The organism is Flindersiella endophytica, assembly GCF_054779015.1.
Window position 1 is genome coordinate 231844 of sequence record NZ_BAAGYY010000019.1, and the last position, 14715, is coordinate 246558.

Annotated in this window: 13 protein-coding genes; 7 read left to right on the forward strand and 6 right to left on the reverse strand. The window is 70.4% G+C overall.

The genetic code is table 11. The annotated features are described in order from the left end of the window. Positions 1–86 precede the first annotated feature (86 nt). From ACYVF6_RS21675 to ACYVF6_RS21690, 4 genes are read left to right on the forward strand one after another with little or no spacing between them, the layout of a single operon-like run. Positions 87–1448 (forward strand): ADP-ribosylglycohydrolase family protein, encoded by a 1362-nt coding sequence (locus tag ACYVF6_RS21675; RefSeq protein ID WP_460524115.1) that lies wholly within the window; start codon positions 87–89, stop codon positions 1446–1448. Continuing rightward, positions 1435–3357, forward strand: a complete 1923-nt coding sequence (locus tag ACYVF6_RS21680) for a formylglycine-generating enzyme family protein (RefSeq protein ID WP_460524117.1) — start codon at positions 1435–1437, stop codon at positions 3355–3357. The genes ACYVF6_RS21675 and ACYVF6_RS21680 overlap by 14 nt, the downstream gene beginning before the upstream one ends. After that, entirely contained in the window at positions 3354–4538 is a 1185-nt protein-coding gene (locus ACYVF6_RS21685) for a CaiB/BaiF CoA transferase family protein (protein ID WP_460524119.1), read from the forward strand. Before ACYVF6_RS21680 ends, ACYVF6_RS21685 begins: the two co-directional genes overlap by 4 nt. Continuing rightward, on the forward strand, positions 4535–5365 hold the full coding sequence (locus ACYVF6_RS21690; protein ID WP_460524121.1) for an HpcH/HpaI aldolase/citrate lyase family protein: 831 nt from the start codon (positions 4535–4537) through the stop codon (positions 5363–5365). Before ACYVF6_RS21685 ends, ACYVF6_RS21690 begins: the two co-directional genes overlap by 4 nt. A gap of 65 nt (positions 5366–5430) precedes the next feature. On the opposite strand, the gene ACYVF6_RS21695 is transcribed toward ACYVF6_RS21690, so the two are convergent. Then, on the reverse strand, positions 5431–6447 hold the full coding sequence (locus ACYVF6_RS21695; protein WP_460524123.1) for an acyltransferase domain-containing protein: 1017 nt from the start codon (positions 6445–6447) through the stop codon (positions 5431–5433). Between the two features lie 113 nt (positions 6448–6560). Between ACYVF6_RS21695 and ACYVF6_RS21700 the strand changes: the two genes are divergently transcribed. Next, positions 6561–7394: a fructosamine kinase family protein gene (locus ACYVF6_RS21700; protein ID WP_460524125.1), complete on the forward strand. Its 834-nt coding sequence runs from the start codon at positions 6561–6563 to the stop codon at positions 7392–7394. A gap of 99 nt (positions 7395–7493) precedes the next feature. Here the strand turns inward: ACYVF6_RS21700 and ACYVF6_RS21705 are convergent, their stop codons facing one another. Further along, on the reverse strand, positions 7494–8045 hold the full coding sequence (locus ACYVF6_RS21705; protein ID WP_460524127.1) for a CHRD domain-containing protein: 552 nt from the start codon (positions 8043–8045) through the stop codon (positions 7494–7496). A gap of 255 nt (positions 8046–8300) precedes the next feature. Between ACYVF6_RS21705 and ACYVF6_RS21710 the strand changes: the two genes are divergently transcribed. Next, positions 8301–9710, forward strand: coding sequence for a hypothetical protein (locus tag ACYVF6_RS21710; protein ID WP_460524129.1), 1410 nt, complete (start codon positions 8301–8303; stop codon positions 9708–9710). A gap of 28 nt (positions 9711–9738) precedes the next feature. Here the strand turns inward: ACYVF6_RS21710 and ACYVF6_RS21715 are convergent, their stop codons facing one another. Together ACYVF6_RS21715 and ACYVF6_RS21720 are read right to left on the reverse strand one after the other, a co-directional pair. Next, entirely contained in the window at positions 9739–10722 is a 984-nt protein-coding gene (locus ACYVF6_RS21715) for a phosphotransferase enzyme family protein (protein ID WP_460524131.1), read from the reverse strand. 40 nt (positions 10723–10762) lie between these two features. Beyond that, positions 10763–12067: an erythromycin esterase family protein gene (locus ACYVF6_RS21720; RefSeq protein WP_460524133.1), complete on the reverse strand. Its 1305-nt coding sequence runs from the start codon at positions 12065–12067 to the stop codon at positions 10763–10765. A 69-nt stretch (positions 12068–12136) separates the two neighbouring features. On the opposite strand from ACYVF6_RS21720, the gene ACYVF6_RS21725 reads away from it, so the two are divergent. Continuing rightward, positions 12137–12700 carry a helix-turn-helix domain-containing protein gene (locus ACYVF6_RS21725; protein ID WP_460524135.1) on the forward strand — a complete coding sequence of 188 codons (564 nt, stop codon included), beginning with the start codon at positions 12137–12139 and terminating at the stop codon, positions 12698–12700. Here ACYVF6_RS21725 and ACYVF6_RS21730 read toward each other — a convergent pair. Further along, the gene (locus tag ACYVF6_RS21730) at positions 12697–13617 is read right to left on the reverse strand and encodes a hypothetical protein (RefSeq protein WP_460524137.1); all 921 of its coding nucleotides are present in this window, start codon (positions 13615–13617) and stop codon (positions 12697–12699) included. The genes ACYVF6_RS21725 and ACYVF6_RS21730 overlap by 4 nt on opposite strands. Before the next feature lie 9 nt (positions 13618–13626). Next, complete coding sequence (locus tag ACYVF6_RS21735; protein WP_460524139.1) at positions 13627–14640, reverse strand: helix-turn-helix domain-containing protein; 1014 nt, start codon at positions 14638–14640, stop codon at positions 13627–13629. Between the last annotated feature and the right edge of the window lie 75 nt (positions 14641–14715).

Genomic DNA, 14715 nt, shown 5'->3' on the forward strand with positions numbered 1-14715 from the left:
GGTTAACCCGCCAATTACGTGGTTAACGTGGTCATTCGCGGCAGAACGAGTGGGCGAGTTGGGCGAGTTGAACGGGAAGGGTGAGCATGAGGGTCACGTGGGTCCAGCCGGAGGACGTCCTCCCGCACGAGTTGCGGCAGGCGACGGCCGAGGGCAACGACGTCACGGCGATCGCCGAACGCTGGCGGCGGGCCGGGGGACCGGTCGCGCCGCCGTACGGTGGAGCGTCCAAGCCGCCGGCGAGTGACGAGCTGCGAGCACTGGCCAGGCAGTTGCTGGCCGAGCTCGCGGAGCTCGCCGGCGCCGGCTCGGCCGACGAGCCGAACGACATCGAAGCGATCCGGGCGGCCTGGGACGGCATACCGGAGCTGCCGAAGCCGCCGGCGGGCCACGCCGGCACAGAGCTGCTGGACCGGCTGCACGGCGGCTGGCTCGGCCGGGCGTCCGGCTGCCTGCTGGGCAAGCCGGTCGAGCGGACGCCGCGCGAGGGCATCCGCGAGATCCTGGAGGCCACCGGCCGCTACCCGTTGGACTACTACTTCACCGCCGTCGGCCTGCCCGAGGAGGTGAGCGCGAAATGGCCGTGGAACCGCGCCAGCCGGCCGACGTCGCTGGTGGAGAACATCAACGGCATGCCGGAGGACGACGACACCAACTACACCTTGCTGGCGTTGCACATCCTCGAGACGTACGGCCGCGACTTCACCACTGACGACGTGGCGCAGACCTGGCTGCTGGAGCTTCCGGCCGGCCGGGTGTTCACGGCCGAACGCGCCGCCTACCGCAACCTGCTCGACGGCTACGACCCGCCGGAGACGGCGGTCCGAGGCAACCCGTTCCGCGAGTGGATCGGCGCGCTGATCCGTACCGACCTGTACGGCTGGATCAACCCCGGCGACGTCGCGACCGCGGCGGAGATGGCGTGGCGCGACGCCCGGGTCTCGCACACCCGGAACGGCTTGTACGGTGCGATGTTCGTTGCGGCGATGGCAGCGGCAGCCTGTGTCACCGACGACGTGAGCACCGTGCTGGACGCCGGCCTGTCGGTCGTGCCGCCGCGCAGCCGGCTGGCGCTCGCCGTCCGGCAGGCACGTGAGCTCGGACGCAGCGGGCTCAGCCTGGACTGCGGGCTCGACCGCCTGCACGACGCGTTCCAGGGCATGCACTGGGTGCACGTGCTCAACAACGCCGCGCTGGTGGCGTACGCGCTGGAGTACGGCAAGGGCGACTTCGCGACGTCGATCTGCGCGACCGTGACCGGCGGCTGGGACACCGACTCCTCGGGCGCCACCGTCGGCGCGATCACCGGCGCGCTGGCGGGCGCGAAAGCCCTTCCAGAGCAGTGGATCGCGCCGCTGAAGAACCGCATCGCCTCCAGCATCACGTCGTTCGACGGCATCGGATTCGACGAGCTCGCCGAACGCACGGTACGCCATGTTTCCCGCTAGCTTCGACCCGCTCGTACCGCGGCCGATCGACCTGCCGACGGCTGTTCCGCTCGCGGAAGGCGCCGATCTGAGCGGGCTCGACGAGGCGAAGATCTTCGCCGCACCGGACGACCCAAACGAGTGGGACGGCTGGCGGTCGCAGCTACGCCGATGGCGGGCCGAGGCCGCCGCGCGGATCGGTTACGACGGCTCGATGTACGACCGGCCGGAGCTGGCCTGGACCGCAGGGTGCTACTCCGTCTGCCTCGCATGGCTGTGGGACGAGCAGCTCTACGACCACGAGACCGGCCGGTTCACGCCGGAAGCCTTTCTGGACCACGGAAATCGTGAGTTCGGCGGCTACGACGCGGTCGTGCTCTGGCACGCCTATCCCGTGATCGGCGTCGACGAGCGCGACCAGTTCGACTTCTACCGGCAGGTGCCCGGCCTGCACGAGCTGGTGCGCGCGTTCCAGGCGCGCGGCGTGAAGGTGTGCTTCGACTACAACCCGTGGGACGTCGCGGATCTGCGGCTGCTCGCCGACGTGGTGAAGGACTACGGCGTCGACGGTGTCTTCCTCGACACGTTGAAGGAGGGCAGCGGCGAGCTCGCGGCGCTGCTCGAAGGCGCTGCCCTGGAAGGCGAGTCGCGGGTTCCGCTGGCCCGGATCGGCGACCACGCGATGTCGTGGGCACAGTGGTTCGCCGACAGCGCGGTCCCCGGTGTGCTGCGAGCGCGGTGGTTCGAGCGCCGGCACATGTTGCACCACACGCGGCGCTGGAACCGGGACCACAGCGAGGAGCTGCAGTCTGCATGGCTGAACGGTGCCGGGATGCTGGTGTGGGAGAACGTCTTCGGCGTGTGGGTCGGCTGGAACGACCGTGACAGGTCGATCCTCCGCGCGATGCTGCCGGTGCAGCGCCACTTCCACGACCACTTCGTACAGGGTGAGTGGACGCCGCTCGCGTCCGGTCCGCCGTACGCGTCGAGGTTCGACCTGCCCGGCAGCAGCCTCTGGACGATCGTCAACCGGTCGGATCACGACTACGCGGGTCCGCTCGTGCGTGCGGAGGACCGGCCAGGCGTCCGGTGGTTCGAGGTCACCAGCGGCACCGAGCTCGTGCACCAGGACGGGGGAGTCGCGGGCCGGATCCCCGCGAGAGGGATCGCCGGAGTGCTGGCCACCGACCGGGTGGACGCGCCGCTGCTGGAGTTCCTGCGGCATCGGCAGGGCACGCGCCTGTCGGCCGATTCCACGTTTCCCGCCCGTGAGACCGTGCGCGTCCGGCCCTATCGGACGACGAGGGCTCCGGACGGTTTCGCCAGCGTGGCAGGCGGTTTGCGGCACCTGACGATCGACTATCGCGTGCGCGAGACCGGGCTCTACGACGAGACGCCCTACGTAGAGGAGTGGAAACCGCTGCCTCCGCGCCTGCATCAGCCCTGGCAGCGCAAGGAGACCGTCAGCGTCGGGTCGTTCGCCATCCAGCCGCTCGAAGTCAGCAACGCCGAGTTCCGTGCCTTCCTCGACGACTCGGGCTACCAGCCGAGACAGCTGGAGCGTTTCCAGTTGGCGCACGGGACCGAGGAACAGCCGGTTACGCACGTGAGCCTCGCCGACGCCCGGGCGTACGCGAGCTGGGCCGGGCTCCGGTTGCCGACCGAGCATGAGTGGCAGATCGCAGCCGAGGCAGGCCTTCTGGAGCGGCGCGAGCCGCTGGTGTGGAACTGGACCGAGAGCGAGCACACCAACGGACGTACGCGATTCGTCATCCTCAAGGGCGGAGCGGCGTTCCGGGCCGAGGGCTCGGACTGGTACGTCGACGGCGGTCCGCAGGAGCCGTCGGTCTCGGTGAAGCTCTTGCTGTGCGGGGATCCCGTCGCCCGCTCGTCGCAGATCGGCTTCCGATGCGTAGGAGACCTGCCATGAACGCGCTCGACGGCATCAAGGTGATCGAGCTGTCGACGCTGTTCGCCGGCCCGCTGACGGCGACGTTCCTCGGCGACTTCGGCGCCTCGGTCGTGAAGGTCGAGCACCCGCGCAAGCCCGACCCTTCTCGTACGCACGGCGTCAGCAAGGACGGGATCGGCCTGTGGTGGAAGGTGATCGGGCGCAACAAGCGGACCGTCACGATCGACCTGTCGCGGCCGGAGGGGCAGGATCTGCTGTGCCGGCTGGCCGAGGACGCCGACGTGCTGGTGGAGAACTTCCGTCCCGGCACGCTGGAGCGCTGGAACCTCGGCTACGAACGGCTTTCCGCGATCAACCCCGGACTGGTGCTGGCGCGGGTGACGGGGTTCGGGCAGACCGGACCGTACGCGCGACGGCCCGGTTTCGGCACGCTGGCCGAGGCGATGAGCGGATTCGCTTCGCTGACGGGCGAGCCGGAAGGCCCGCCGGTGCTGCCGCCGTTCGGGCTGGCCGACGGGATCGCCGCGTTGGCGACGGCGTACGCCGTGATGGTGGCGTTGCGTTCGCGCGAGCAGACCGGACGTGGGCAGGTCGTCGACCTCGCGATCATCGAGCCGATCCTGATGCTGCTCGGGCCGCAGATCACGGCGTTCGACCAGCTGGGCTTCATCCAGCCGAGGAGCGGGAACCGGTCGGCGAACAACGCGCCGCGCAACATCTACCGTACGGCCGACGGGCGCTGGCTCGCGGTCTCGACCAGCGCGCAGAGCATCGCCGAGCGCGTCATGCGGCTGGTGGGCCGAGCCGACCTGGTGGAGCAGCCGTGGTTCGCGACCGGGCGACAGCGGGCCGAGCACGCCGACGAGCTGGACGCGGCTGTGGGGTCGTGGATCGCCGCGCGTTCGGCGGCGGAGGTGGTCTCGGCGTTCGAGGAGGCGCAAGCGGCGGTTGCGCCGATCTACGACGCGTCGGACATCGTGGCCGATCCGCAGTACAACGCGATCGGGACGATCGCCTCCGTCGACGACCCCGACTTCGGTGAGCTGCGCATGCAGAACCAGCTGTTCCGGCTGTCGGAGACTCCGGGCGCGATCAGGTGGAGCGGGCGTGCGCTGGGTGCGGACACCGACTCGGTGCTGGGCGAGCTCGGCCTGTCCGCGGGGGAGATCGCCCGCCTGCGAGAAGCGGGCGTCGTATGAACCGGCCGCCGCTGACGTGGCTCTACGTTCCGGGTGATCGGCCGGATCGCTTCGGCAAAGCGTTGGACAGCCCAGCCGATGTGGTGATCCTCGACCTGGAGGACGCGGTCGCGCTGCCGGGCAAGGCTCTCGCGCGTTCGGCAGTGTGCGAGTTTCTCTCCGCCGAGCAACCGAAGCCCGTGCAGGTGCGGGTGAACGACCTGCGAGGACCGCTCGGACGGGAGGACGTGGCCGCGCTCGCCGGGCTGCCGGGGTTGGCGGGTGTGCGGGTGCCGAAGGTGGAGTCCGCATCGGAGCTGGCGGCGCTCGGCGAGTTGGGCGTGCCGGTGCACGCGCTGGTCGAGAGCGCGGTCGGTGTGGAGGCGGCGTTCTCGATCGCGTCGGCCGGACCCTGGGTGGCGAGCATCGGACTCGGCGAGGCGGACCTGTGCAGCGAGCTCGGCGTGACGGAGGAGGCCGGGCTGGCCTGGGTCCGCGGCCGGATCGTCGTGGCGGCCCGAGCCGCGGGCTTGCCCCGGCCGTCTATGAGCGTTTACGTATGCCTGAGCGATCCGGCCGGACTGGAGCAGTCCTGCCTGGCGGGCCGGGCGCTGGGCTTCCGCGGCCGAGCGGCGATCCACCCGTCCCAGCTGCCGGTGATCGAACGCGCGTTCCTGCCGACGCCCGAGGAGACCGCGGCGGCGAAGGAGCTGCTGGCCGCCGTCGAGTCAGCCGCTCTCGACGACAGGGGAGTGGCGGTGCTCCCGGACGGCCGCTTCGCCGATCGCGCGATGGTGGAGGCCGCGGAGGAGACGGTGGCGCTGGCAGGCCGCTCCGCCATGCGCTGAGTTAAATATTACGGGTGACCCGTACAAATTAATTCCAGCCGGTGGCCGGCTTGCGCTGGGCACCGTCACAGTGGCGAAGGCTCGCCGGGAAGCCGGAACCAGCCGGTGCGGAAGTGCCACGTCCGCCCGGCGGTGATGTGGTCGATCACGCCCCGCTGCAGCGAGGTCGTCCTCGGAAGTCGTTCGAGCTCGTCGATACCGCGCCGGAACAGAAACTCGACGATCGTCGAATTCTGGTCAGGACCTACGTCGTCGAGCAACGTGAAGCGGCGCTGGAATCGCATGATGTTGGTGTCGGGATCGAGGTACTCCGCCAGTTGCGGATCGAGCACCCACGAACTGCACGTCGCGTACTCGAACCGCTCGTGCGGGAAGTGGGTGGCGAAGAAGCGCTGGGCGCGGCCGATCGCGTCGTCACAGGCGTCGGGAGTGAGCCGTCCCGTTGGAATGTGCAGGCCCAGCGCAGGTGCACCTGGGCGTGGCGCACCTTGACTCCCTGACCCGTCGAAGTTGATGAGCAGGCGCTCGAAATGCAGCCTGCCGATCGGGTAGACGGTGCCCCGGAAGTGATGGGTCAGCCAGTCGTGGGTGTGCAGGCCGCCCGTGCCGTAGCGCGCCTTGTGGTTGCCCATCTGTTCACCCAGGCAGGCCAGCGCGGCCCAGGAGTCGGCGTCGGAGATGCCGAGGTCGCGGTGGTAGTCACGGGTGAACGGAACGCAGAGCAGGAAGGTCCAGGCGTAGAGGTAACGGCCTTCGGCGCCGAGCTCGGCCGGGCACCTGGGCCAGGGCGGCAGCGGACCGACCGTCCCGATCCCCGCGACGAGAGCCGCGAGCGTCCGCTCGAGGAGCCACCAGAGCGCCGGCGACCGGTCCGCCGACGGCTTCGCCGCGAGCATCTCGGCGATGTCCTCCGGCGTGAGTCCGAGCCGGGTCAGGGTGCGTTCGGCGTCGGCGTCGGCGTCGGCGTCGGCAGGCAACGAAACGGGTGCGGGATCGTGGGTGGCGAGGTGGCGCACCTGCGGGACGGCCTCGGCTGGGAGAGCGAGAGTCCGTACCACCCGGTCCGCTTCGGAGTCAGCCACGGTTGACACTTCTACAACCTGGATGCCGCGGCTGACAAGACCACGACGGTTCGAGTACGCGGCCGCGGGTCGCGGTGGGGGTGTCGGTGGGCGGTGGCTCTAGGGTGTCGCGGGTGTGGACACCACCGCCTGGAGCGAAGCTCGAGCCGTTGACCGGCGGCGCCAACCACAGCGGCTGGCTGGTCACCGAGCCGGGCGGTGCCCGCTATGTCGTGAAGACGACGCCTGACCTGCCGCCTGACCTGTTCGAGGCCGAAGCCGAAGGGCTCACCGTGCTCCGCGAGTCCGGCTGCGTCACCGCCCCTCACGTACTCGAGGTCAGCGCCGATCTGCTCAAGCTGGAAGCGCTCGAACGCGCGCCGTCGTTCGACGACCACACGTTCTGGGAACGGCTCGGCCGCGAGCTGGCGCAGTTGCACCTCACGGCCAGACACGACCGGTTCGGCTGGCACCGGGACAACTGGCTCGGCACCGTGCGCCAGTACAACACGTGGATGGACGACTGCTATGAGCACTTCGTCCAGTTGCGCTTGCTGCGCTACCTCGGCGAGCCGATCGTCGAGCAGACGTTGAGCCGGGCCGACCGGGCGGACATCGAGCGGATCTGTGCGCGGTTACCGGAGCTGCTTCCGCCGTCATATCCGGCGTTGACGCACGGCGACTTCTGGCACGGCAATATCCTGGCCGACGCCACCGGCCGGCCCGCGTTGATCGATCCGCACGTGTCGTACAGCTGGCCGGAGGTCGATGTCAGCCTGATGTTCTGTTACGGCGGTCCGGAGCGGTTCTTCGCGGCCTATCACGAGCTCCGCCCGCCGACGGCGGCTGACTGGCGGGAGCAGCTGCGCCTGGTGCATCTGCGGGAGCTGCTGAGCGTGCTGTCCCACGGCGACGACGTGGCCAACGTCCACCAGCAGATCGTCGCGCTGGTGCGGCGGTACGGCTGACCGGCGCCGGCCGCTGCGGCCGCCCGGGTCTGGGCACGCCGAACCCACGGCGCCGCTCACTGCTCGCCCCCGTGCGGCGGCGCCGTGGTCCGTCGTATGTCAGTGGTTGTGCTCGATCTGCCCCCGCACTTCGCCGCCCGTGTACTTCATCGAGTGCACGTTGACGTACGTCTTGTCCGCGCGGATCGCGTCGAAGAGCTCAGTAAGCTCTCCTGCCCCGATGCCCTGCGTGGTGGGCCCGATGACGTCGGCTGCCTTGATCGTCCCGCTGATGGTGGCGGGAGCGTTGGGGCAGGCCTGCGTACCCGCGGGTCCGTTGCCGAGGTTCGAACACAGGAACACGCTGATGCCGCCGCTCTGCGCGCGGCCGCCGAAGTGAATGTGTGCCTGCGTCACCGCGGCCTCGAGGTCGCGATAGCTCAACCGGTAGTTGATCTCCCCGGACTCCTCGTCGATTACCGCCCGGAACGTCGCGGATCCGGTCGTGGACAGGGTGTTCGGGTCCTCCTGGTATCCGCTCAGCTTGACGCGAACGGTCGTCGTGTCGCCCGAGTCGCCACCACCTCCGCTAGCCAGCGCCACCGAGCCGCCCGCGATCGCGAGCACCGCCACCCCGATTCCAACTGTCAGAACGCGTGCCCGACTGAACATCGGCACCCCTCCCAGGTTTGTTGCGGCAGGCTGCTATACCCACCCGTCAATGTCACACGGCTGGCCGGGCGGGTGGGTTCATCGGCTTGGCAGAATTGGACAGTCGTCGACGACAGGGTGGGAAGACGCATGGCTCGTCTGGTCGGGGTCATCGGAGTTGCCGTGCTGCTGCTGTCGGCCTGTACAGGCCACCCGGCACCGGCGCCCACGTCCACCGCAAGCCGCCCAGCAGGGGTCAAACCACCCAATCCGTACGTGAATCCGGTACGCGAAGCGGTTGCCGAGCTGGCGTGGGCGCCGGCCGTGCGCTATCGGGGCAGTGTCAACGACCCGCTCCGGCGTTCGGTCGAGGTCGACCTCACGATGACGATCGAGGGATCCGGCGCCGGAACGTTCGAGGTGGCCGGGCAGTCCGGGCAGCTGCTTGTGGTCGACGGCGCGACCTATCTGCGGGCCGGCGCGGCGTTCTGGCGTACGTTCCCGCGCGTGCTCGAGGAGGGCGCGAAGGCCGAGCGTGACCTGCGTGCGAGGGACGGCGAGGCGTACATCGACGATCTGGTCCGGTCGACCGTCACCGCGATGGCCGGTGGCCTTACGAGTCACTGGGCGAAGGTCGACCCGGCCGATCTCGGGCTCGTCGACCCGGAAACCCTCGCACCGCAGGCGATCGCGAGCTCGGCCGGCTTCGACCTGGCCCGGGTGGACGCGGCCGGCTCCGGGCTGCCCACCACGGTCGGCAGGACGGCGGCGACGAAGCTGACGGCTGGGACGGGGACGGCTGCGATGGCCTACTACCTTCGCCGGAGCGCGCCGTACCGCCTGCTCCGCGTCGAGGCGACCAGCGGTGCGGCGGGCCTGCGGCTCGACGTGGTGCGGCTGTCCGCGCCGGCCGCGCAGCAGGCGCGCGACGACATCGCCTTCCAGGTAGGCGGTCTGGACACCGCGCTGGACCTGCAGATCGAGCTCGAGTACATCCCGAAACGGACGATCGACGTGAGCTGCTCACGTTCGGGCGGCTGCAGGAGTACGGCCAAGCTCACCACGGCCGGCAAGCTGCCGCCGCTCGCAGGGGGAACGATGTTCGTCGTCGGCGTCGGGCCGAACGGATACCTCGGCACCTGCCTGACGCTGTTCGGCGGCTTCGGTGTGGGTGCGACGAAGCAGGCGGCGTGCACGATCAACACGGCGGCGCTACGCAAGTGGTACAACGCGGGCACCGGTGAGGACGCGTGGTTCAACTCCGTCCTGCTGCCGAACCGCGGCCTCGGAACGGCCGCCCTCGAAGCGATCCGGCGCCGGCTGGCAACCCCGTCGACGTCAGCGGAGCCGGACCCGGAGCCGCCGTCCGCCGGTGCCGCGGCGGCTGTGTGGGAACGCTGGACAGGCGTGTCCGCGACGGACGGCGGCTGCGAGATCTACACCCGGATCCCGCCGGAGTGGGTTCCCCTCCTCGGCGGCGACCCGCTGGCCCTGGCCAACCTGGTGGCGATGCGTCCCGCGACCCACCGCTCGCGCGTCGAGGCCGGCTGGTCGGTCCGGCGTACCTTGCTCTTCGGCCGCAAGCCGGCAGCCACGGAGATCGAACGCTGGGCCCGCGACCTCGACCGCCTCCACGGCGCCCGGATGCAGGTGGCGGCCAAGGGCGTCGTGCCGTCGTGTGACTGAGTGACAGGGCCGCGCCGGCCTCGTGTTGTCACAGCGCTCGATCGAGTGACCGCCGGATGTAGTCCATCACCTTGTCCAGGTCGGCCGCGAAGGCCGGATTGACCTGGACCATCCCGGCGTACCACAGGCCGAAGGCCACGTCTCGAGTGGTGACGAAGTCGTCGAGGTGAGCGAGATCGGGCAGTTCGCGGCGTTCGGCGTAGCCCTCGAGCAGGGCCGCCCGGATCGCGCTGATGTCGGTCCGGCTTCGGTTGTCCCACAGGGGCACCGCGAGGTCGTAGAGCCAGTAGCCGAATCCGCAGTCGTCGAAGTCGATCACCCGCACCGCATCACCGTCGAACAGGGCGTTGTCGAGATGCAGGTCGGCATGGATCAGGCCGAAGACGTCCGGCTTCGATCCGAGGTCCGTCATGACGGCATCCATCCGGCGTGCGATCTCGTCGAACTGCGCGCGCACCGGTGCCGGCAGCAGGTCCCAGCACGCGGCCGCGGAGACGCCGCCGTACTCCATGGTGTTGCCGAAGAAGGTCTCCCAGTCCCACCGCATGCGTACGAAGCCCGCCGGCGGTGTCCACACCGAAGCGTGGTCGTGCAGACGGGCGAGGACGCCACCCAGTCGCCGGAAGTGCACCGGCCGCGGATGGGCTGCGCGCATCCGTCCGTTCTGCCAGCCGAGGACCGAGCAGACCCGGCCGTCGGCGACGGTGGACCACTGTCCGTCGCGGGCCCGGATCGGCGCCGGCACGCTCAGCTCCGTGTCCGCCTGCAGCGCGGCCAGCCAGGCCAGCTCCGATCCGACCGCGACCCGCGAGTCGACTCCGGGACCGTGCCGGTTCGGCCGGTGTACGCGCATCAGGAACCGGCCATCGCGGGAGTCGACCCGGAACGTGGTGTTCTCGCCGTGCGCGATGAACGACAGGCGAGGCTCGTCGATCAGGTAGTCCGCGAGTGCCCGCATAGCTGTCCGGCGGAGGCGCGCGACCTGTGCGCGCTTCGACACCAGCTCGGGCATTCCCGCAGCGTAACGCCGCCGCCTCGGTCGCCGCCGGGAATTAACCGTTGCCGAGCAGGGTCCGGACGTCGTCGGGGCCGGCCAGCAGCGCATCCGGATCCAGCGTCGCCGGGGTGACGTGCGGCAGGTGGATCAGCGCGTCGAATGCTTCCAGGGGGCGATAGCTGTGGTTCGTCGTACCCAGGCGCTGCTGTGTGATGCCGCGGAGCGTGGCTTCGTCGGACGTTGGCAGGCGGTGCAGGTCGACGCCGAACGGGCCGTCATGGGTGGCCGCCATTGTCCCGTCGAGCGTGGCCGGGCCGGGCGCGGGCAGCTCCTTGAACAGCTTGCCCGCAAGGAAGTCCGCGACGTTGTCGGTGAGCGTCTCGCCGGTGCCGGAGGTCGTGCCGATGACCTGGTAGGCGTCGCCGAGGCGGTCGGCCAGGTGCAGGCCGAGCGGCGTCGCCGGTGGCATGCCCGGCAGGGTGGCGGGGAGGCGCTGGAGGTGGGCGTTGTGTGCGGCGAGGACGACCTTCGGCTCGCGGCGGAGGAGCGCTTCCATCGTGTCGGCCATCGCTGCGTCGCGGTTGAACAGCACGCTCTGCTGGTCGCCCTGGCTCATCGCGCGGGCCACGCTGTCGAGCGTGACCGTGAGGCGGGCGGCGCGCAGTGCTCGGTCGTACGCCTCCTGCGTTGTGCGCTGAACGTAGTCGAGCCGCCGGCCGTGGACGCGTTCGGCGAGACCGGTGAGGCCGGCCGTCAACGCGTCCTTGCGCCCTTGGGCGAGCTCGCCGTAGGCGCCGAACGCCGTGTAGATGGCGAACGGCGACTGCGCGGCGAACGTCGCCGCTGTCTCGCGCAGGCTCGGGTCGACGGCGTAGTCCGGGTCGGCCTGTGCCAGAAAGGCGATCACGGCGTCCAGGCCGGGCAGGAGCGAGGCGTTGGAGCCGGACAGGTCGACGCCGGTGAAGCTCACGTCCTGGCGGCCGCGGAGGTATTCCAGCTGGGCGCGCACCTCGGTCCACAGTCCCATCAGCGACGTCAGACCTCCGGCCATGACCTGGCCGATCTCCTTGTCCTCGCCCTCGCCATGGATCCAGGCGTCGACCCGATGGCCCTCGACGTAACCGGTCTCCATCGCGAACGCGCGGAACCCGTGGCGCTCGATCAGGTAGCGAAGCACGCGGTGGCGAAGCTGCAGGAACTCGCGGTTGTAGTGCGCGCTCTCACCGATCGCGACCACCCGCGCCCCGCCGATCACGTCGTCGAGCCAGGTCAGGTCGTCGAGCGGAGCATCGGGGTCGAGCGTGTGGAGCGGGTGGATCGCCCTGGGGCTGAGTCGAGTCGCCTCGGTGTTCGCGGTCACGGGTCTGCTGCCCTTCGTAGAGGCTACTCCCAATTTTGGAAACGGTACCAGATGTGGGATCGTGGCGTCGTGGATACGCTCGATCTGCTCCTGCACCCGGTCCGGATGCGCATCGTCCACGCGATGTCCGGCGGCCGGCCCCGTACGACGTCCGAGCTCTGCGCCCGCCTGCCCGACGTACCGAAGACCTCGCTGTACCGGCAGGTCGCGATCCTGGCCGAGGGCGGGATCCTCGACGTGGTGGACGAGCGGCGCGTGCACGGCGCGGTGGAGCGGCACTACCGGCTGCGCCAGGACCGCGCCCGAATCGACCTCGAGGCAGCCAAGCGGATGAGCCTCGACGACCACCGGCACGCCTTCGCCGGCGCGGTGGCGACGCTGCTGGCCGAGTTCAACGCCTACCTCACCCGCGACGGCGCGGATCCGGTGGCCGACCAGGTGGGCTACCGGCAGGGCGTGCTGTGGCTCAGCCCGGAAGAACTGGCCGAGTTCGTCGCCGACCTGCTCACGTCCTTCCGCGCGAGAGCGGAGAACGGCCCCGGCGCCGGCCGCCGCCCCTACCTCCTGAGCGCGATCTTCTTCCCCTCCGACGCCCCCGATCCCGACCCCGACCACGCGAAGGACCGAGGCTAGGCCTGGCCCTGTTCGCGGAAGGCGACCTGCACTCCCGCCTGGAAGCGCGAGTTCACCCCGAGCTCGTCGAGGAGGGCGGCGATCCGGCGCTGGACCGTACGATGCCCCACGCCCAGCCTGCGCGCGATCGCGGCGTCGGTGAGGCCGGACAGCAGGAGCGCGATCATCCGCTCGTCCCCGGCGTAGGTGCCTGGCCGGGCGCGGACGTCGAGGGGGATGGCGCGCTGCCAGAGGTTCTCGAACAGTTCGCTCAGCACGTCGAGCAGCGCACACGGCCGTACGACCACCACCGCCTCGATTTCGGCTGCGGGATCGGAGCGCAACGGCAGCACGGCAGCCGCGTCGTCGACCAGCAGCGTGCTCATCGGCAGGTCCGGCAGTGTTCGCGACAGGCGCCCGGGTCCAGGCGCCAGCGGCGACACCAGGAACGCCCGATCGTGGATCGTCCGGCACGACACCGCCGCCGGTACGCGTTCCAGATCCAGCAACCGCACCTCGGCTGCCGGCGGGCCCTGCGACAGGCACCGCAGCTCTCGCCGGGCGCTGCCGTTGAGCTGCCCGAGTCGCTGCAGCACCGCCTGCCGCCCGGTCACCACCTCGATCAGCGAACGAGGCGGCCGGCCCGCCGCCCGGTGCTGCTCGGCCAGCCGCGCGGCGTACTCCCGCGCGGCAGCCAACCGCCGTTCCTGCTCCAGTACCAACGACTCCAGCGCGACCGGCGGCGCCGCCACCAACACCGAGCCGGACTGCTCGACCAACCCCTTCGCCCGCAGGCCCTCCAGCACCAGCTCCAGCGGCTCCGGCCGATCCCAGACCAGCCGCAGCCGGGCCAGGGTCGCACGGGGTACGTCGAGCAGCAGGAGGTACGCCGTCTCCTCCACCCCGCTGAGCCCGAGCGCCGCCAGCCCGCCGTCCATAAGAAGCTCTCAACCTTCCCCGGACACAGGCTTGGTCAGCCAGCCACGCCGGACCGCCTGGTATCCGGCCTGGAACCGCGTCTCAGCGTCCAGCCGCGCCATCATCGACCGCAGGTGCCGGTGCGCGGTGCGTTCGTGCCAGCCCAGATGCTCGGCGATCGCCTTGTCGGTCAGGCCCGCGAGCAGCAACGGCAGCAACGCCCGCTCGGTCTCGGTCGGCCCGTCGACGGTCATCAGGTCCGGCCGCCCGCGCGCGACGTGCAGCGGCACGGCGCGTTCCCAGTACGTCTCGAACAATGCGGACAACGCCTCCAACAGGACCGAGTCGTGTACGACCAGCCAGCAGTCGACGTCCACCGGGTCGGTACGCAACGGCAGCATCGCCATCGAATGGTCGCTGAGGCCGAGCTTCATCGGTACGCGCGCGACCCGCGCCTGCTCGCCCCAGCCGATCGTCTGGTCGATGTCGGGCAACCGGCCCGGCCGCCCGACGGCCTGCCAGTCGTAGATCACGCGATACCGCACACCGTTGCGCAGCCCTTCGAGCTCGAAGTGGCTCGGAGCCGCGGGATCGTTCAGGTACGGCGGCGCGTCGAAGCCGCGCATCTCCTCCCGGGCGCTGCGAGTCAGCTCGTCCAGCCGGGCTTGCACCGCCTCCCGGCCGCGCACGATCTCGACCAGGTCGAGCGGATCGCCACCGGCGTACGAACGTCCGAACCGCTCGGCCAGCTGTCCGATCCGCTGTCTCGCGGCCGCCAGCGAGCGTTCCCGGGCGGCGATCAGCGCGTCGGTGGCGGCACCAACCGGGACGACGACGTGCCTGGGCGGATCGTCCGGCAACCGGGCGACCAGCCCGAGGCGCTCGAGCCGGCGCAACACCTCCTGCACCGAGCCCTCCGAGCCCCCAGCGATCCCCGCCCGCTCCACGAGCAAGCTCAGCTCGTCGGTCGTGACCGGTGGCAGCGCCACCATCAGCTCGTACACCGCCTGTTCGGCGGCCGAGATCCCCAGGGCAGAAAGCACGTTCCCGATGATGAGGAGTGTCGCTGGCGCGCCGCTGGCGTATTCACGCCGCTGGCGTAAACCCGGCGCCCGCAA

What these genes read in the sequence shown, in the direction of transcription:
- ACYVF6_RS21675 (WP_460524115.1), top strand. Translation starts at nt 87, where the DNA reads ATGAGGGTCACGTGGGTCCAGCCGGAGGACGTCCTCCCGCACGAGTTG.
- ACYVF6_RS21680 (WP_460524117.1), top strand. Translation starts at nt 1,435, where the DNA reads ATGTTTCCCGCTAGCTTCGACCCGCTCGTACCGCGGCCGATCGACCTG.
- ACYVF6_RS21685 (WP_460524119.1), top strand. Translation starts at nt 3,354, where the DNA reads ATGAACGCGCTCGACGGCATCAAGGTGATCGAGCTGTCGACGCTGTTC.
- ACYVF6_RS21690 (WP_460524121.1), top strand. Translation starts at nt 4,535, where the DNA reads ATGAACCGGCCGCCGCTGACGTGGCTCTACGTTCCGGGTGATCGGCCG.
- ACYVF6_RS21705 (WP_460524127.1), bottom strand. Translation starts at nt 8,045, where the DNA reads ATGTTCAGTCGGGCACGCGTTCTGACAGTTGGAATCGGGGTGGCGGTG.
- ACYVF6_RS21715 (WP_460524131.1), bottom strand. Translation starts at nt 10,722, where the DNA reads ATGCCCGAGCTGGTGTCGAAGCGCGCACAGGTCGCGCGCCTCCGCCGG.
- ACYVF6_RS21730 (WP_460524137.1), bottom strand. Translation starts at nt 13,617, where the DNA reads ATGGACGGCGGGCTGGCGGCGCTCGGGCTCAGCGGGGTGGAGGAGACG.